Origin of the sequence: Metallibacterium scheffleri (assembly GCF_002077135.1) — a bacterium.
GTDB lineage: Bacteria > Pseudomonadota > Gammaproteobacteria > Xanthomonadales > Rhodanobacteraceae > Metallibacterium > Metallibacterium scheffleri.
This window is the reverse complement of sequence record NZ_LDOS01000002.1, coordinates 2,107,896-2,125,675: the sequence shown is the minus strand read 5'-3', so window position 1 is coordinate 2,125,675 and position 17,780 is coordinate 2,107,896. Positions and strand designations below refer to the sequence as shown.

General features: G+C 63.5%; 15 protein-coding genes and 1 pseudogene. 14 read left to right on the top strand and 2 right to left on the bottom strand.

Features of this window, described 5'->3' with window-relative positions:
- From recG to Mschef_RS15025, 4 genes and pseudogenes are all read left to right on the top strand, one after another.
- Positions 1-1,494 (top strand): annotated as a pseudogene (gene recG / locus Mschef_RS15040) (ATP-dependent DNA helicase RecG); the annotation flags it as partial.
- A gap of 43 nt (positions 1,495-1,537) precedes the next feature.
- Positions 1,538-2,461 carry a nucleoside hydrolase gene (locus tag Mschef_RS15035; RefSeq protein ID WP_176212385.1) on the top strand — a complete coding sequence of 308 codons (924 nt, stop codon included), beginning with the start codon at positions 1,538-1,540 and terminating at the stop codon, positions 2,459-2,461.
- Positions 2,462-2,567: 106 nt separating this feature from the next.
- On the top strand, positions 2,568-2,822 hold the full coding sequence (locus tag Mschef_RS15030; protein ID WP_081125841.1) for a type B 50S ribosomal protein L31: 255 nt from the start codon (positions 2,568-2,570) through the stop codon (positions 2,820-2,822).
- A 276-nt stretch (positions 2,823-3,098) separates the two neighbouring features.
- Positions 3,099-4,385 carry a citrate synthase gene (locus Mschef_RS15025; RefSeq protein ID WP_081125840.1) on the top strand — a complete coding sequence of 429 codons (1,287 nt, stop codon included), beginning with the start codon at positions 3,099-3,101 and terminating at the stop codon, positions 4,383-4,385.
- Between the two features lie 53 nt (positions 4,386-4,438).
- Here Mschef_RS15025 and Mschef_RS15020 read toward each other — a convergent pair whose 3' ends face one another.
- Positions 4,439-5,089: a hypothetical protein gene (locus Mschef_RS15020; RefSeq protein ID WP_081126721.1), complete on the bottom strand. Its 651-nt coding sequence runs from the start codon at positions 5,087-5,089 to the stop codon at positions 4,439-4,441.
- A gap of 83 nt (positions 5,090-5,172) precedes the next feature.
- Positions 5,173-7,701 (bottom strand): penicillin-binding protein 1A, encoded by a 2,529-nt coding sequence (locus Mschef_RS15015; RefSeq protein ID WP_081129833.1) that lies wholly within the window; start codon positions 7,699-7,701, stop codon positions 5,173-5,175.
- Positions 7,702-7,993: 292 nt separating this feature from the next.
- Here Mschef_RS15015 and Mschef_RS15010 point away from each other — a divergent pair, with 292 nt between their 5' ends.
- The 10 genes from Mschef_RS15010 to Mschef_RS18475 all read left to right on the top strand — a co-directional run bounded on the left by Mschef_RS15010 (position 7,994) and on the right by Mschef_RS18475 (position 17,770).
- Entirely contained in the window at positions 7,994-9,052 is a 1,059-nt protein-coding gene (locus tag Mschef_RS15010; protein WP_081129832.1) for a pilus assembly protein PilM, read from the top strand.
- The gene (locus Mschef_RS15005) at positions 9,052-9,768 is read left to right on the top strand and encodes a PilN domain-containing protein (protein ID WP_081129831.1); all 717 of its coding nucleotides are present in this window, start codon (positions 9,052-9,054) and stop codon (positions 9,766-9,768) included. Before Mschef_RS15010 ends, Mschef_RS15005 begins: the two co-directional genes overlap by 1 nt.
- Entirely contained in the window at positions 9,765-10,421 is a 657-nt protein-coding gene (locus tag Mschef_RS15000) for a type IV pilus inner membrane component PilO (protein ID WP_081125833.1), read from the top strand. The genes Mschef_RS15005 and Mschef_RS15000 overlap by 4 nt, the downstream gene beginning before the upstream one ends.
- 1 nt (position 10,422) lies before the next feature.
- Positions 10,423-10,941, top strand: a complete 519-nt coding sequence (locus tag Mschef_RS14995; protein ID WP_081125832.1) for a pilus assembly protein PilP — start codon at positions 10,423-10,425, stop codon at positions 10,939-10,941.
- Positions 10,942-11,011: 70 nt separating this feature from the next.
- Entirely contained in the window at positions 11,012-12,916 is a 1,905-nt protein-coding gene (locus Mschef_RS14990; RefSeq protein WP_081130075.1) for a type IV pilus secretin PilQ, read from the top strand.
- A gap of 109 nt (positions 12,917-13,025) precedes the next feature.
- Positions 13,026-14,720, top strand: a complete 1,695-nt coding sequence (locus Mschef_RS14985; protein ID WP_081129830.1) for an IS1634 family transposase — start codon at positions 13,026-13,028, stop codon at positions 14,718-14,720.
- A 49-nt stretch (positions 14,721-14,769) separates the two neighbouring features.
- Complete coding sequence (locus tag Mschef_RS14980) at positions 14,770-15,147, top strand: type IV pilus secretin PilQ (RefSeq protein ID WP_339325992.1); 378 nt, start codon at positions 14,770-14,772, stop codon at positions 15,145-15,147.
- Between the two features lie 213 nt (positions 15,148-15,360).
- The gene (locus tag Mschef_RS18290) at positions 15,361-15,660 is read left to right on the top strand and encodes a FeoA family protein (protein WP_081125831.1); all 300 of its coding nucleotides are present in this window, start codon (positions 15,361-15,363) and stop codon (positions 15,658-15,660) included.
- Positions 15,657-17,474, top strand: a complete 1,818-nt coding sequence (gene feoB, locus Mschef_RS14970) for a ferrous iron transport protein B (protein WP_242426538.1) — start codon at positions 15,657-15,659, stop codon at positions 17,472-17,474. The genes Mschef_RS18290 and feoB overlap by 4 nt, the downstream gene beginning before the upstream one ends.
- Positions 17,471-17,770 carry a DUF6587 family protein gene (locus tag Mschef_RS18475; RefSeq protein ID WP_081129828.1) on the top strand — a complete coding sequence of 100 codons (300 nt, stop codon included), beginning with the start codon at positions 17,471-17,473 and terminating at the stop codon, positions 17,768-17,770. Before feoB ends, Mschef_RS18475 begins: the two co-directional genes overlap by 4 nt.
- Positions 17,771-17,780: the final 10 nt, after the last annotated feature.

Below are 17,780 nucleotides of genomic sequence, written 5' to 3'. Positions count from 1 at the left end.
GCAGCGCGCTGCTGGCTGTGCATCAACCTGCGCCCGACGATGATCTGACAGCGTTGCTGGCAGGCACGCATCCGGCGCAACGCCGGCTCGCGTTCGAGGAACTGCTGGCCCAGCACCTGGCCTTGCGGCAATTGCGCCAGCGCGCGCGTGGCCATGCTGCGCCGGTATGCGCCGAGGGTCGTGCGCTCATGCACCCGGCTGCGTGTGAATCTGCCTTATGCGCTGACCAGCGCGCAGCAACGCGTGCTTGATGAAATCCTCGCCGATCTGGCCACGCCGCAGCGATGCTGCGCCTGGTGCAGGGCGACGTGGGCTCGGGGAAAACCATCATCGCGGCGCTGGCGGCGCTGGCGGTAGTGGCCAGCGGCCGCCAGGTGGCCTTGGCCGCGCCACCGAATTGCTGGCCGAGCAGCATTACCGCAGCTTCGTGACGTGGTTGCAGCCCCTAGGCATCGAGGTGCTGTGGTTGGCTGGCAAAGTTCAAGGCCGCGCGCGCAACGCGGCGCTGAAGCGCCTGAGCGAGGGCGCAGCCGTGTGCGTGGGCACGCACGCACTGATGCAGGAAGGCGTGCAATTTCGCAATCTGGGCCTTGCGATTGTCGACGAACAGCACCGCTTTGGCGTGCATCAGCGCCTGAGTCTGGTCGAAAAGGGCGGCACGGCGGATGAAGTGCCGCATCAGCTGGTGCTCACCGCGACACCGATTCCACGCACCTTGGCGATGACGGCCTATGCGGACCTGGACATTTCGGTGCTCGATGAATTGCCGCCGGGGCGTATCCCGGTGCAAACCACCCTTGTCGCCGCCAGTCGCCGCGCCGAGGGTGATCGAGCGTATCCATCACGCCTGCGCCAATGGCCGGCAGGCCTATTGGGTATGCACTCTGGTGGAGGAGTCGGACGTGCTCGCCGCGCAGGCCGCCGCGGTCGCGCACATCGAGCTTAGCGCGGCATTGCCGATGCTGAGCATCGGGGTTGGTGCACGGGCGCATGAAACCTGCTGCCAAGCAGGCGGTCATGGATGCATTCAAGCGCGGTGAGCTGGCATTGTTGGTGGCGACCACGGTGATCGAGGTGGGCGTTGATGTGTCCAACGCCAGTTTGATGGTGATCGAAAACGCCGAGCGCCTGGGTCTGGCGCAGCTGCACCAGTTGCGCGGCCGCGTCGGGCGCGGCAGCACCGCGTCCCATTGTGTGCTGCTGTATCAACCGCCGCTATCGGCCAACGCACGTGCGCGCCTGAGCCTGCTGCGTGAGAGCAACGATGGTTTTCGCATCGCTGAAATGGACCTGAAACTGCGCGGTGCCGGCGAAATGCTGGGCACGCGTCAGACGGGGCTGCTGGCGCTGCGCGTGGCCGACCTGGCGCGCGATGCCGATCTGTTGCCGATGGTGCGTGAGCTGGCCGATCGGCTCCTGCAAAGCGATCCCGGGCGCGCAGAGCTGATTTTGCAGCGCTGGTTTGGCAGCGCGAGGCGCTACGCACAGGCCTGAGCCAGTCCCATAAACTGCATGCTTTCCCGTGGCGGAGCCGGACATGCTGTTCATCGATACCGATCCCGGCGTGGACGATGCGCTGGCGATTCTGATGGCGCACGCACACGCATCTGGCATCGCTGGCCTGGGCATCGCCGCGGGCAATGTCGGGCTGCATCACACCACGGCCAACGCGCTCAAACTGGTTGAACTGCTGGATGCGCCCACGCCGGTGTTTCCCGGCGCGCCACAGCCGCTGGTGCGCCGCGCTGCCGATGCCGCATTCGTGCATGGCGCCGATGGCTTTGGTGACACCGGCTACTTGCCCGCACGGCGCGTGGCGCACAACGAGCACGCGGCACTGGCGCTGCTGCGCCTTAGCCATGCACACGCTGGCGAACTGGTGGTGGTGGCGCTGGGGCCGCTGACCAATCTGGCACTGGCATTGAGCCTTGACCCGCAATTGCCCCGGCGCGTGGCGCGGCTGGTGGTGATGGGGGGCGCGGTGACCGGGCAGGGCAACACCAGTCTGGCGGCGGAATTCAATATCGGCTTCGATCCGGAAGCCGCGCACATCGTATTTTCACGCTGGCCGCGGTTTGATCTGGTTGATTGGGAACTGACACTGCGTCATGCGCTGGATTTCGAGCGCTTCGATCACTGGCTGGCCGGCGATGATGCACGCGCGGCATTTTTCTCCGCGATCTCACGCAAGGCGCGCGCTTTCAATCGTATGCAGCAGCGCCCGGGATTGCTTGCCGCCGATGCGCTGGCCATGGCGGTGGCGCTGCGTCCGGGGTTGATCACCCGTAGCGATGAGCGCGCGGTCACGGTCGAACTGGATGGCGGCCTGACGCGCGGAGCCACCGTGGTGGACTGGCAGCGCCGCAGCGGTGCGGTGGCCAATGCGCGTATCGTCATGGCCGTGGACCAGAGCGGATTCGAACATCTGGTGGCAGCGGCACTGGGTGCGCTCCCCGGGTGATCGGGCCAGGCTTCGACTGCTGATCAGAGCATCCAATCTTGCCCGTGGCCATGACAGCAGGCTATCATGGCTCTCTTTTCCTTGATCTTTCGAGCGCGAGTCCGCCATGAAGCCCGACATCCATCCCCAATATCGCGAGGTCGTGTTCCAGGACGTGAACGCCAATTTCGCCATACTCACTCGTTCCACGATCAGTACCAAAGACACGATCAAGTGGGAGGATGGCAAGGAATATCCGCTGGTCAAGCTGGAGATTTCCTCGGCCTCGCATCCGTTTTACACCGGCAAGCACAAAGTGCTAGACGTGGGTGGTCGGGTCGACAAGTTCCGCAAACGCTACGCCGCTGGCGGCAAGGCCTGATCGCGACGCCAGTCATCGGCCGCACGCATCCGGATTTGACGTGTTGCCGCGGATCGAATCGATGTTCATTGCAGCGCCGGCCTCGTGCCGGCGTTGTTGTTTTTGCTGCTGCGCTGCAGCGCACTGTGCGATAATTCGCAGCGAATTTGCGGGCCGCCTGCCCGTGTGACACCACCGCTGTGTGAATTGCGCGGTCTTGTCTGTCCATCCCCAATCCGGCGCCTGCTCCCGCGCGTCATTTTCGCCCGCGGCGTCCACGTCACAAGGAGACCGAGCGTGTCCACCTACAAGCTCATCAACGAGTCCACTGGCAGCAATACCGAACTGCCCGCCGTGACCGGCAGCATCGGCCCGGCCGCGCTCGATATCGGCAAGCTCTATCGCGATACCGGCTGCTTCACCTATGACCCCGGCTTCATGTCCACGGCCAGCTGCCGCAGCGCCATCACTTACATCGATGGCGATGCCGGCGTGCTGATGTACCGCGGCTATCCGATCGAGCAACTGGCCAAGCAGTCGAGCTATCTGGAAGTGGCTTACCTGCTCCTGCACGGCGAGTTGCCGAATCAGGCCCAGTTCGATGCCTTTGACAACGAGGTGACGCATCACTCGATGATGCACGAGTCGATTCGCCACTTTCTGCGCGGCTTTCACCACGATGCGCATCCCATGGCCATGGTATGCGCTTCGATCGCTTCGTTGTCGGCGTTCTATCACGACAAGATCGATATCGAGAATCCCGAGCATCGGCGTCTTGCGGCGGTCCGCCTGATCGCCAAGATGCCGACCATTGCCGCGGCCTGCTATCGCTATTCGGTCGGCTGGCCGATGCGTTTTCCGCGCAACAACCTTGAATACTGCACGCGCTTCCTGCACATGATGTTCGAGGTGCCGAGCGAGCCATTGGAGCTCAGTCCGACCGCGGCCAAAGCGCTGGATCTGCTGTTCATCCTGCATGCCGATCATGAGCAGAACGCATCCACGTCGACGGTGCGCCTGGTCGGTTCCACTGGTGCCAATCCCTATGCCAGTGTCGCCGCCGGCATCGCCGCGTTGTGGGGGCCGGCACACGGGGGCGCCAATGAGGCGGTGCTGAAGATGCTGGAGGAAATCGGTGACGCGAAACATGTGGACAGCGTCGTGGCCAAGGCCAAGGACAAGAACTCCGGTTTCCGCCTGATGGGCTTCGGTCACCGCATCTACAAGAATTACGACCCACGCGCGGCGATCATTCGCGAGATGACGCACAAGGTGCTGGCCGACCTGGGCGTGTCCGATCCGCTGCTGGACGTGGCGCTGGAACTCGAGCGCGTGGCGCTGAAGGATGATTATTTCGTCGAGCGCAAGCTTTATCCCAACGTCGATTTCTACTCGGGTCTGATTTACAAGGCACTGAACATTCCCAAGGAAATGTTCACGGTGATGTTCGCCATCGCGCGCACCTCCGGCTGGATCGCGCACTGGATCGAACAACACGAAACCGCCGATACCAAGATCGGCCGTCCGCGCCAGGTTTATACCGGTGCGGCCAAACGTGACTATCGCCCGATCACGACGCGCTGAGGCGCGCCGGATACCTCACGCCTTGGATGGGCGTGGGTTCTGCATGGCCCCGATCACATTGGCGCTGCAGGGTGGGCACGCAGCAACGCTTCCAGTGCGCCCAGCGAGGCGCGCTGCATGGCACGCGGACGGACACGATCCAAGGGTGCCTGACGCAGGCCGTCACGCGGCAGCACGCTGAGATCGAACGCGATGTCATCAGCAATGAACTGCAGCACCTCGATCGTCAGGTTGCGCTCGCGATCCATACGCAGCCTGCGTTCGCGTAACTCGTAGCGAATACCGTGCTCGGAGAGGAACTGCTCGACCTCGCCAGGCGTATCGCTGAACAGGTGCAGGCAGACGGCGGAGTGCTGGTCAGCGGTACCCTCCAGCACCGCGCCAACCAGACGCGGCTCGAAACGTTGCAGAAACCGCATCGCCTCGCGCGCCGCCAGACGTCGCGCCTGCAGGGCCTCGATTTGACTGTTGCCAAAAAACAGGCGTTGATGCTCGCGCAAAGCCGACTCGATCTCGTCGTTGTGTGGCAGCGCCTGGTCGTCGCGGATGCCGAGGCGTTCGGCGGCGCGCAGTTTCGCACGGTGGTAATCGCGCAGCCCGTGTTCGCTGATCAATCGCGCGGCCTCCAGCGCGATGCGCCGGCGCAGTTGCTGTCGATTGCCTTGGGCGCGGCGTGCAGCGTGGTGGCCATGAAGACGAGGCATCGACCGCTCCTGCAGTGGGCTGCGCGGATCATCGCAATTCATGCGCTGGCATGCCAGCGCCGGGTCGGCATACACGCGGCGGATCAGAATACGTCGTACGACTTGGCCTGATCGTGCTTGCTGTCTAGCGGCGCCTGCTGCTTGAGGCGCTCGTAGTCCTCGATGCGCATCACCTCGGGCATCGCCAGCGGGTTGCTGGGTAGTGCGGGCAGGCCGGTATCGCGGTTGATCAACACGGTGACAATGCCCGGCGGCATCGGCTCAGGAGCCTCCGGTGTGCCGGCCAGCGCGACTTTCATGTAGCGGATCCAGATCGGGAGCGCCACATATGCGCCAAACTCGGGATGGCCATCGGCATGACCGAGCGAGCTGAAATTGTCGAAGCCGGCCCAGGCTGTGGTCACCAGTTTCGAATTGAAGCCGCCGAACCACGCGTCGCGATAGTCGTTGGTCGAACCGGTCTTGCCGGAGAGGTCGGTACGGTGCAGCGACAGCGCAAACTGACCGGTGCCGCTGCGGATCACTGATTGCATGATCGATGCGATCAGGTAGGCATTGCGTGCTCCGATGATGCGTGGCGCCAGACGCGGGGGGGGTGGCGCGCCGTTGACCGGCGCTGGCACCAGCACTGTCATGTCGCCCGGCATCGGCGGCAGGCCGCTGCTGCTTCCCGGTGCTGGTGTGGCGGGCACGGCGGGTGCGGGCGGTGATGGCGCGGGCGTCGGCGCCGTGTCGGCCAGCAGGCGCTGCGCGCAATCGCGGCAGGCGCGCAGCGGGTCCGCCACGAATACGGCATGGCCATCCCGGTTGTCGATGCGCTGGATGAAGTAGGGATCAATCAGGAAGCCGCCGTTGGCGAACGCCGCGTAACCGCGCGCCATCTGCAAAGGCGAGACCGAGGCGGTGCCCAGCGCCATCGTCAGGTTGTCGGGAATCTGATCCAGCGAAAAGCCGAAGCGCGTCACATACTGGCGCGCGTAGTTGACGCCGATCGCATCGATCAGACGCAGGGTGACCAGGTTTTTTGATTGCGCCAAAGCCACGCGCAGCCGAGTCGGCCCCCGGAAGGTGTTGGTGTCGTTGGCGGGTATCCATTCGCCGCCCGGTGTATGCGTGTCGGCGAAGATCAGAGGCGCATCGTTGACCACCGAAGCAGGCGTGAAACCGCGCTGAAACGCTGCTGAATAAACGAACGGCTTGAAGCTGGAGCCAGGTTGGCGCGCCATTTGCGTGACGCGGTTGAACTGACTGAGCGTGTAGCTCAAGCCGCCGACGAGGGCGACGATGGCGCCGTCGTCGGGACGCAGCGAGACCAGCGCGGCCTGTGCTTTGGGAATCTCTGCCAATTGCCAGTGACCCTGGTCGTCCATGGCCACGCGCACGATGTCGCCGGGCTTGAGCACCTGATCCACGGCGCTGGGCACAGGCCCGGTGCGGTTTTCGTTGATATAGCGCCGCGCCCAGACCACGGCTTTCAGGTCGAGCACCACGGTCTGCCCGTTCTGCAGGTAGACGTGGGCGAGTTTGGCGCTGCTGTCGGTGACCAGGCCAGGCTGCAGCCCGGCCACTGGATACAGCGCCCCCAGATCCTTCGACCACAGCGTCGGGTCTGGCGTGGGCGGCAGGGTGACATGGGCTTCCGGTCCAAACCAGCCATGGCGGCGGCTGTAGGACAGCATTTCGCTGCGGACCGCGGCGTTGGCGGCATCTTGCAGCTTCCCATTGATCGTGGTGTAGACCACGTAACCATCGGTCAATGCCTTGTTGCCCAGCTTCTGCACGGCCAGCAGGCGCGCCATTTCGGCCACGTAGGGTGCTTCGACCTGGATCGGCGGCTCGTGAGGGAAGGCGTCGTCCGGCGTGGCCAGCGCCTTTTCGTACTGATCGCGCTTGATGAAACCCACGTCGTACATGCGCCTGAGCACGTAATTGCGGCGCACCATCGCGCGTTTGAGATCGGTCACCGGATTGGCCGCCGAAGGCGCCTGCGGCAAGCCGCCCAGCATGGCGCACTCGGGCAATGTCAGCTGATCGAGGGTTTTGCCGTAGTAGTACTGCGCCGCTGCCGCCACGCCATACGCGCGATGGCCGAGAAAGATCTTGTTGAGATACAGCTGCAGGATGTCGTTCTTGCTCAGCTCATTCTCGATGCGGAATGCCAGAAACCACTCCATGATCTTGCGCGTGTAACTTTTCTCCGGGCTGAGGAAGAAATTGCGTGCGACCTGTTGAGTGATCGTGCTGCCGCCCTGCACCTTGTGTCCGCCGTGGATCAGCACCTCGAACGCCGCGCGCGCGGTGCCGACGAAGTCGACGCCGGGGTGGTGATAGAAATCCGCGTCCTCGGCAGCGAGGAAGGCATCACGCAACTGCACCGGAATTTGCGCGAAGGTGACCGGGATGCGTCGCGTCTCGCCGAAGCTGGCGATCAGTTTTCCGTCCGCGGAAAGCACCGTCAGCGGCACCTGCATCTGCACATCCTTGAGCGATGAGACGGATGGCAGGCGTGGCGCCAATATCCAGTAGGCGATACCCAGTGCGGCGACGCCGGCCAGAGCACCGGCAAAACCCAGGATCACGAACCATTTCAACAGTCGCAGCAGCAGGCGCATCGGACGGGATCGGCGACCGCCGAAGGGCGGGCTCTGTGAAGCCGCGCAGTATAGAGGGCTTTGCTGAAGGCTTTGGCACTGCAACGAGACGCTGCGTGCGCGGTCGTGTATGTTGCTCGCCAATGCGTAGGCGCGGACGCATTGGATTTGGGGCGCGCGGAGCTGACTCTGCAAAGAATTGTGAAGTGGCTCTCAGCTATGCAGTTCAGGGGGCGTTGCCAAAGAGTTAAGACTTGATCTAAGGTATTAGCGCACATTTCGCTCGTAAGGGCGCGTGGGAAGGGGAATTCCGGTGGGCCTGTTTACTCCGAAGTCGGCGCCTCTGATTGGCGTGGATGTCAGTTCGACCGCCGTCAAGGTGCTCCAGCTGAGCCAGGCTGGCACCCGTTATCGCGTCGAGCATTACGCCGTCGAACCGTTGCCGCCCAACGCGGTGGTGGAAAAGAACATCGTTGAAGTCGAGGCGGTGGGTGAAGCCATCCGTCGTGCGGTGGCGCGTTCGGGCAGCAAGATCAGGCACGCATCCGCTGCAGTCGCTGGTTCGGCGGTGATCACACGTACCATCACCATGCCTGCCGAGCTGGGCGAGGACGATTTGGAAAGCCAGGTTCAGGCTGAAGCCAATCAGTACATTCCTTATCCGATCGAGGAAGTCAGCCTCGATTTCGAGGTGCTTGGCGCAGTCAAGGACAACCCCGAGATGGTGCAGGTGCTGCTGGCCGCATCGCGCACCGAAAACGTTGACATGCGCGTGGCCGCGCTGGACATGGGCGGGCTTAGCGCCAAGGTGATCGATGTCGAGGCTTTCGCCATGGAGAACGCCTTCGGTCTGATCGCCGACCAGCTTTCGGTCAGTCGCGACAGCGTGATCGCGCTGGTGGACATTGGCGCCACCATGACCACGCTCATCGTGCTGCGCCGTCAGCGTTCGATCTATTCGCGCGAGCAGGTGTTCGGTGGCAAGCAGCTCACTGACGAAATCATGCGACGTTATGGTTTGTCATACGAGGAAGCCGGCCTGGCCAAACGTCAGGGTGGTCTGCCCGAGTCCTACGAGATTGAAGTGCTGGAGCCTTTCAAGGAAGCGGTGATCCAACAAGTCAGCCGCTTGCTGCAGTTTTTCTACGCCAGCAGCGAGCACAGCAAGGTCGACCAAGTGGTGCTGGCTGGCGGTAGCGCAGCGATCGCCGGGCTCAGCGAAATGATCGAGGAGCAGCTTGGCGTGCCCTGTTGCGTGGCCAACCCGTTGGCCAGCATGGCGCTGGCGCCCAAGGTCTCGCCGCAAGCATTGGCGCAGGATGCCCCCGCGCTGATGATCGCCTGCGGACTCGCGCTGAGGAGTTTCGACTGATGGCGCGCATCAACCTACTTCCCTGGCGCGCGGAGCGGCGCAAGCAGCGCGAGCGCGAATTTTTCATGCAGCTTGGCGCGGCGGCAGCGGTTGCCCTGGTGCTGGTGATTGGCTGGTCGATGTGGATGGGCATGCGCATCGACAACCAGACCGATCGCAACGCCTACCTGCAAGGTCAGATCACGCAGCTCAAGGCCGAGAACGAGCAGATCAAGAATCTGGACAAGGTGCGTGATCGCCTGCTGGCACGCAAGAAAATCATCGAGGATCTGCAGGCCAACCGCTCGCAGATGGTGCATCTGTTCGACGAACTGGTGAAGCGTACGCCGCCGTCGGTGCGGCTGACCTCAATGGCGCAAAAAGGCGAACAGCTGACGCTCGAAGGCGTCGCGCAGTCCAACGCGGCAGTGGCCGATTACATGCGCAACCTCGAGGCTTCGCCATGGTTGGGCGCGGCCGACTTGCAGAAGACCGAGAAGAAGGCTGGCGATTCGCGCATGCCTTACGATTTCGGACTCACGGTCAAGCTTGGCATGCCGAAAAACGCTGGTGCCGCCGCAGCCACGAGCAGCTTGGCATCGCTGCCAATCCCGGTCGTGCCGGGGGCTCCGGCCGGTGCGGGCATGGCCAGGTCGCCTGCGCATGCGGCGATATCTGCCCCGCCCGCGGCAGCCGCAAGCCACGCTGGTAGCATCAAGCCGGGAGCGCAGCCGTGAGTTTCCTCGACGATTTCCGCAGTCTCGACCGCAACAACATCGGCGCGTGGCCGAACACGGTCAAGACCACGTTCACCGTGCTGGTGCTGGTCGTGATCCTGTTTTTCGGCTGGTGGTTCCACATCAGCAACCAGCAGGACAATCTGACATCGCTGGCCAGCCAGGAAGACCAGCTCAAGCAGCAGTTCATCAAGGAACAGGCGCGCGCTGTCAACCTCGATGCACTGAAGAAGCAACTCTCCGAGATGCAGGACATGCTGCGCCAGATGCTGCGCCAGTTGCCCAGCAAGACGGAAATGCCCGAATTGCTGGTGGATATCTCGCAAACCGCGCTTTCGGCAGGGCTGCAGACCGATCTATTCCAGCCTGAGCCAGAATCCGTGAAAGAGTTCTATGCCGAAAAGCCCATCAAGCTGAAGATGATCGGCACCTACAATCAGTTCGGTACTTTCATCAGCGGTGTGGCGTCGCTGCCGCGCGTGGTGATCCTGACCATGCACAATGTGTCGCTGAAGCCATTGCCGGCCGCGGCCGGCAGCAAAGGCCCCAGCGATTTGCTGCAGCTCGAAGGCACGGTGCGCACCTACCGTTACCTTGAGGAAGACGAGAGCAGCAGCAAGGATCACGTCGAAGTCAGCAAGGGAGGCAAGTGACATGCGCAAGCTGCCTTTTCGACTGCTGGTGGTCTGCGTGGCGCTGATTGCACTGGCTGGTTGCACGCGCGGCACGTCTGATCTGCACGCGTGGGTCGCGCAGGAAAAGGCCAAGAGCGGCCCGCCACTGCCGCCGCTGCCAGTCATCAAGACCTTTGAAAGTTTTACCTACAACGATCAGAACATGCGTGATCCGTTCAGCCCCAGCCCTCTGGAGACTGGCGGCTACAACAGCAATGGCCCGCGTCCGGATGCCAACCGTCCCAAGCAGCCGCTGGAAATGTTCCCGCTGGATTCGCTGAAGATGGTCGGCACTATCGGCGCCGGGCCTGATGCGCAGGCATTGATCAAGGACCCGACCGGCGTGATCCATCGCGTCGTGATCGGCAATTACATGGGCCAGAGCGACGGACGGATCACCAAGGTCACGCCCGATCAAGTCGATCTGACCGAATTGGTACCGAACGGCAATGGCGGCTGGATGGAGCGCAAGGCCGAAATCGCGATGAGCGAGCAATGAGGACCCTGTGGGGGTGATGTACATGACGACGCAAGCCATTCGCAAGAACGCACACACTTGGCGCGCCCGCATGGCCGCTCTGTTGGCCGTGCTGCTGCTCGCTGCGCTGCCCATGGGGGCGCAGGCTGGCACCCTCAAGGACATGAGCTATCAGGCTCTGCCCGGAGGCAAGGTGGATATCACCTTGCAATTCGACGGGGCGCCACCGCAACCGAGGATATTCACCACCGACAATCCGCCGCGCATTGCAGTGGACCTGGACGGCACCGCGCTTGAGCTGGCCAAGCGTCGGCTTGATGTCGGCAGCGGGGCCACCTCCAGCGTCACCGCGGTGGCCGCTGGCGGGCGCACGCGCATCGTCGTCGATCTGTTTCAGCACGCCGGCTACACCACGCGCGTTGACGGTGACAAGCTGATCCTCGCGATCGGCAGCGGCAATGGCGGTGCGTTGGCCTCCAGCGCCGTGGGCAATCCGAGCAAGGTACTTCCGAACACCCATTCGCTGGCCATCGCCAATATCGATTTCCAGCGCAACAAGGATGGTGCTGGTCAGGTCATCATCCGATTCAGTGGCGCCGGTGCCAACGTCGACATGCATCGCTCGGGCGATCACATGGTCGTCGATTTCGCCAACGCCACGTTGCCATCCAAGTTGGCGCAGCGGCTTGATGTGAACGATTTCGCCACGCCCGTCACCAGCGTCACCACGCGCCCGGTGGCCAATGGTGCGCGCATGGAAATCGCTGCGCGCGGGGCGTTCGAGCCCTCGGCTTACCAGAGCGGCGACGAGTACGTGGTCGAGATCGCGCCCAAGCAGGCACAGAAAGCTGCCGGCGTGATCGGCAATGTTACCGGCGCCGAGCCCAAGTACACCGGCGCCCGCGTGACGTTCAATTTCCAGGACATCCCCACGCGTTCAGCGCTGCAGTTGATCGCTGACGTCTCCAATCTCAATATCGTGGCCTCCGACAGCGTCGGCGGCAGCGTCACGTTGCGCTTGGTCAATGTGCCGTGGGATCAGGCGCTGGCCGTGATCATGCGTGCCAAGAGCCTCGGCATGCAGCGCGACGGCAACGTGATCTGGGTGGCACCGCAGACCGAGTTGGCGTCCTATGAGCGCGCCAAGGCGGAAACACGCATGCAGGCCGAGGAAGCCGCACCTCTGGTCACCGATTACATTCCGATCAGCTATGGCAAGGCCTCGACCATCGCGCAGTTGCTGACGCAGAAGAGCTTGCAGAACACGGCAAGCGGCGGCGCCAGTGCCAACGCCAACCGCGGTTTTCTTTCCTCGCGCGGCAGTGTCACCTTCGACAATCGCACCAACACGCTGATCGTCAGTGACATTCCGCAAAAGATCCGCGAGATCCGTGCGCTGGTCGCGGTGCTGGATCGCCCGGTCAAGCAGGTGCTGATCGAATCGCGCATCGTCATCGCCAGTAACAGCTTCACGCGCGAACTCGGCGCGCAGTTCGGTGCCAGCGGGTTCATGACCAACCCGAGCGGGCAACTCATATCCACGAGTGATTCCACCAGCGACAACTCCAGTCTGATCAACAGCATCGCGGCGCAGAATGCGGTGACCGCGCAGAACAACCTCAATCAGCAATATGCGACCCAGACGGGGGGCACCGCGCCGCAGCCCACTTTGCCGCCGGCCATCACCTTTCCGGGCGGGCTCAACGTCAACTTGCCGATCACCAGTCCCGCAGGCAGTTTCGGCTTGGCCATCCTGGGTTCCAACTACCTGCTCAACCTTGAACTGCAGGCAGCCCAGACCGAGGGCAAGAGCGAAACCATCTCCAGCCCGCGCGTGATCACCGCCAACCAGCAGATGGCGACCATCAAGCAGGGCCAGGAGGTTGGCTACGTCACCTACCAGAATGCACCGGGAGGGGCGGTAGGTGCAGGCGCGGGTACCGCGACAGTGCAGTTCACCCAAGTTCGACGTCTACGAGCGGAGATTTTGCTCTGAAGGTGTGTGGCGACAAGGGTTTGGGCTCGTCTGAAGCGGCCATGCTGTAGTGACACGTCATTTCGCAGAGTAGGCTCAGTAGGCTTCTTTTATGCGGTAGAGTGGCGACATGTTCGTCAAGCTCACGCGTTCCGGATCGCGCAACTACGTCAAGCTCGTGGAGGCGTACCGCGATGACCATGGCGTCTCCCGCCAGCGCGTCGTCGCCACGCTGGGTCGCCTGGAGCAGGTCCGCACCGGCGCGGCCGACGCCCTGATCCGCGGTCTGCACCGCGTCATCGACGGCGAGGAGCCGCAGGCGCCCTCGGTGCGCTTTGCTCCGGCGCTGGCGGTGGGCGACACCTGGATGCTGCACGCGCTGTGGCACAAGCTGGGCTGGGACGCGGCGTTCCGCCGTGTCCTGCGCAATGCCCACGGCGCCTTCGACGCCGAGCGATTGCTGCGGGTGATGGTGTTCAATCGCCTGAGCGATGCGACGTCCAAGCTCGGCGTGCTGCGCTGGCTCGAAGGCACGCGCGTGCCCGAAGTCGACAGCGCCTCGGTTACGCACCAGCGCCTGCTGCGCACCATGGACACCCTGGCCGAGCGCAGTGAGGCGATGCAGCGCACCCTGGCGGCGTTGTTGCGGCCGCTGGTCGACCAGGATCTGTCGATCGTGTTCTACGACATGACCACGATCGGCATCGAGGGGCACAGCGAGATGCCCGGCGAGATCCGCCAGTTCGGCCTGTCCAAGGACGGCGGCATCCGCCGCCAGGTCATGCTCGGGGTCGTGCAGACTGCGGAAGGCCTGCCCATCGCGCACCGCGTCTGGGAGGGCAACACGGCCGAGGCGCCGACACTGCATGCGGTGGTTGACGAGATCCTGGCCTTGTACCCGGTCAAGCGCGTCGTGCTGGTGGCCGACCGCGGGCTGCTCAGCCTGGACAACCTGGAGTGGCTGCAGACGGTACGCATCGGCAAGACGGCACAACCCCTGGAGTTCATCCTGGCCGTGCCCGGGCGCCGCTATGGGGAGTTCAACGAGATCCTCGGCGCCGTGCAGGCCGAGCACGGCGTGCAGGCCAAGGCTGAGGTCATCGGCGAGACCGCCTGGCAGGGCCTGCGCCTGATCTGGGCGCACGACCCTCAGGCGGCTGCACAGCAGAGCGCCGCGCGGCGCCAGACCATCGAGATGCTGACGCAGCAAGCCGAGCGACGCGCCGGCAAGCTCGATGCCCAGGACGCCGGCGCCGCTTTCAAGGGTCGGCGCCTGAGCGACTCGGGCGCCAAGGCATGGCTGTTTCGCGCCGTCAGCGACGCCCATCTGGGATCGATCATCAAGGTCGACCTGCAGTCCGACCGGTTCGCCTACACCGAGGACGAGGCCGCGCTCAAGCGGGCCGAACTCAACGACGGCAAGCTGCTGCTGGTGACCAACACCAGCGACCTCGATCCTGCCGAAGTGATCGCGCGCTACAAGAGCCTGGCCGACATCGAGCGCGGCTTCCGCGTACTCAAGTCCGAGATCGAGATCGCCCCGGTGTTCCACCGCCTGCCCGAACGTATCCGCGCCCACGCCCTGATCTGCTTTCTGGCCCTGGTGCTGTACCGTTTGCTGCGCATGCAACTCAAGGCCTCGGGCAGCGCCTACTCGCCGGAGCGCGCCCTGGAAATCGCACGCCACATCCAGCTTCACCAGGTGCGTATCGCCGGTCAGGGCACCGCCAGCGGCCTGACCGACCTCAGCCCCGAGCAGCTCGCTCTGTTCGACCAACTTCAACTCGGCATCCCCAGCCAAGAGCCCTTCGATATCGCCTTGTAGTGCCAATTTCGATCGCATGAACCTTGGCGTATCAATGACTTGCGCAAAAATGTGTCGAACTCGGGAGTTCAAGAACATCGTGCTGCAGTTGCAGGTCACGCCGACCATCACCGCGGATGGCCGTATCTACCTCGAACTGGATGTGAAGAAGGACGATCTGGCGGGATTCATCAACAACCCGGGTGGCGGTCAAGTTCCGGAGATCGACACACGCCAGATACAAACGGGTGTGCTGCTCGACAACGGCCAGACCGTGGTGCTCGGTGGCATCACCGACGTAACCAAGAGCAACACGGTCACCAAGGTGCCGCTGCTGGGTGATATCCCGGGGCTTGGCGCGCTGTTCCGACAGACTAGCCGCAACAATTCCAAGGATGAATTGTTGATCTTTGTCACGCCGCGCATTCTCGACGACAGTCTCAAGTAACGCGCCGGCGAATGCAGCTGATGGGGCGGCCTCCGGGCCGCCTTTTTCATTTTGGCCATGTGCGGCGTGGATACGTGCGGTGCCCGGGCGCTGCCACGGGCCGGCAACTGTCTCGTTCCCGGTGTCCGGTTGCAGCCGGTGTGCAAGCAATTTGGCGGATCGTGTGGATGTTCTGGTATAAGATGCAAATAATTCCTATCCGCAAATGATGTCATGCCCGCGATTGCGCCTATCCATGTGCAGCCATGCCAGTTGCCGCAGGCACTGGCGACGCTGCCGCGCGGTGCACGCGCCGAGGTGCAGGGTTTGCGTCACGATGCGGATGACGCTGCATTGCTTGCGCGCTTGGCGGCACTGGGCTTCGTACCGGGTGAGTCGGTGCGCATGCTTGCCCACGGACCCATCGGCCGCGAGCCCCTGCTGGTGCGGGTCGGGCACACGCGATTCGCATTGCGCCGTTGCGAAGCCGAGCAGGTCATGGTTTTGCGCTGCGCGGATCAGGTATCGCCGTGAACACGCTGCGCATTGCCCTGGTGGGCAATCCCAATTGCGGCAAGACCGCGCTGTTCAACCTGTTGACCGGCAGTCGACAGAAGGTAGCCAATTACGCGGGCGTCACTGTCGAGCGCAAGGAAGGCAGCTACGTTTCGCCGTCGGGTCGGCGTGTCGAGGTTTTGGACTTGCCTGGCGCCTACAGCCTGGAGGCAACCTCACCCGATGAAGTCATTACGCGCGAGATCTGCCTTGGAACGCGCGCTGAAATCGCGCCTCCGGACCTGATCATCTGTGTGGCGGATGCCACCAACCTGCGCCTGCATCTGCGCTTTGCCCTGGAGCTGCGTGCACTGGGTCGCCCCATGCTGCTGGCCTTGAATCAGATGGATGCCGCGCAGCGGCGTGGAATCCGGATCGACAGCGCACGGCTGGAACGCGAATTGGGCATGCCCGTGGTACCGACCGTCGCCGTGCGACGCACCGGCGCCGCGGCGCTGGTGGCCGCACTGGACGGTCCATTGCCGTTATCGCCGCCTCCGGCACCCGCTGAATTGCACGTCGAGGCGCGGCGCCTGCTGCACGATGCTGTCGAGATGCCCGCAAGTATGAGTCTGCTGGAAGAGCGGCTCGACCGCGTGCTGCTGCATCCCGTGGCTGGCCTGCTGATCCTTGCCGGCATGCTGCTGCTGATGTTTCAGGCCGTGTTCGCCTGGGCGGCCCCGCTGATGGACACCATCGAGTGGAGCGTGAACGCGTTGGGCGCTTGGGTACGTGCGGTGATGCCGCCCGGTGCGCTGACGTCGCTGCTCGGCGACGGCATCATTGCCGGGGCCGGCAGTGTGCTGGTGTTCCTGCCGCAGATCCTGATCCTGTTTTTGTTCATTCTGGTGCTCGAGGAATCGGGCTACCTCCCGCGCGCAGCGTTCCTGCTGGATCGTCTGATGCGCGGTGCCGGGCTCAGCGGACGTGCCTTCATCCCGCTGCTGTCGAGCTTCGCCTGCGCCGTACCCGGCATCATGGCCACGCGCAGCATCGAAAATCCGCGTGAGCGCATGGCCACGATCATGGTGGCGCCGCTGATGACGTGCTCGGCACGTTTGCCGATCTACGCGCTGCTGATCGCGGCCTTCGTGCCGCAGCGCACCGTGTGGCGCATGTTCAACTTGCAAGGTCTGGTGCTGTTCATGCTCTACGCAGCAGGGATTGTGTCGGCGCTACTGGTGGCATTCGTGCTCAAGCGTTTTGGTGGCAAGGCCGCCGCTGCGCATCTGCTGATGGAATTGCCGGCGTATCGAATGCCGCGCCTGCGCAATCTGGTACTGGGCCTGTGGGAGCGCGCACGCATTTTCATCAAGCGCGTCGGTGGCAACATCCTGGCACTGACTATCGTGCTGTGGTTTCTGGCCAGCTATCCGGTACCGCCGGTGGGTGCCACGCTGCCCGCCATCGACTACAGTTTTGCCGGGCAAATCGGGCACTGGCTGCAACCAATCTTCGCGCCACTGGGCTTCAGCTGGGAGATCGTGGTGGCACTGATTCCCGGCATGGCGGCGCGCGAAGTCGCCGTCGGCGCGCTGGCAACGGTATATGCCGTCGGTGGCGGTAGCGGTGAAAGTGCTCTGGCCACGGCGATCGCCGCGCAATGGTCGTTGGCCACGGCGTTCGCATTGCTGGCTTGGTATGTGTTTGCGCCGCAGTGCATCGCCACGCTGGCAATGATCCGCCGCGAAACCAACTCGTGGCGCATCGTGGGCTGGGCGACCGGTTACCTGTTTGCGTTGGCGTATGCGGCAGCGTTTGCCACTTATCAATTGACGCGTTGGCTGACATGAGCGCGTTGCTGCAAAACATCTTCGTGGGTTTGCTGGTTGGCGCGGCATCGGCGGTGTTGCTGCGCCGCTGGTTGCCGCAGCGAACCATGCGCCAGGTGCTGGGACGCGTGCTTGCGCGCGCGCCATCGCGTCGTGTGCAAGGCTGGGCACACGATTTGCTGACACCGCCCGCGCAACCGGCCGCGGTGAGTTGTGGCAGCAGTTGCTCGAGTTGTGGGGGCTGTGCGCGGAAGCAGCACGAGCAAGACGCGGTCGTTCCTGCAGGACAGCCGGTCCGCCTGTTACGGCGACGCTAAGCGACGCATC